Raw genomic sequence first — 523 nt, 5'->3', positions numbered from 1 at the left:
TCCCACGCCGTCGGCTTCGTCGGCGAAACCGGCGCTGGAACCCCCGAACACTGCGGTGTCTCCGACCGGGTCGACATCATCTCGGGCACCCTCGGCAAGGCACTCGGAGGGGCCTCCGGTGGCTACATCAGTGCCCACTCCGAGATCGTAGAATTGCTGCGCCAGCGCGCCCGCCCCTACCTCTTCTCGAACGCCGTCGCGCCCTCCGTGGTGGCCGGCTCGATCGAAGCGCTCAACCTCGTGGCCGAAGGGGCCGAGAGCCGCGCCAAGCTCACGGCGAATGCTGAACAGTTTCGCAGCGGGATGGCTGAGGCCGGGTTCACGCTACTGCCAGGTGAGCATCCAATCATTCCGGTCATGTTCGCTGACGAGCACGAAGCTGTTGCCATGGCGGATGCTCTGCTCGAGCACGGCGTCTACGTGATCGCTTTCTCGTTCCCCGTCGTGCCGCTCGGCAAAGCCCGTATCCGCGTGCAGGTCTCGGCCGGGCACTCAAGCGAGGACATCACTCGCTGCGTTGAGG

The 523-nt window shown here is 65.8% G+C and carries 1 protein-coding gene; it reads left to right on the top strand.

Going from position 1 to position 523, the window contains the following annotated elements:
* The coding region (locus ADICYQ_RS31190; RefSeq protein ID WP_040415216.1) for an aminotransferase class I/II-fold pyridoxal phosphate-dependent enzyme at positions 1–523 on the top strand (523 nt) is incomplete at both ends.

Source organism: Cyclobacterium qasimii M12-11B (assembly GCF_000427295.1).
In the GTDB taxonomy this organism is placed as follows: Bacteria; Bacteroidota; Bacteroidia; order Cytophagales; family Cyclobacteriaceae; genus Cyclobacterium; species Cyclobacterium qasimii.
The sequence above is the reverse complement of the archived record's forward strand: the minus strand, read 5'-3'. Positions and strand labels throughout refer to the sequence as shown.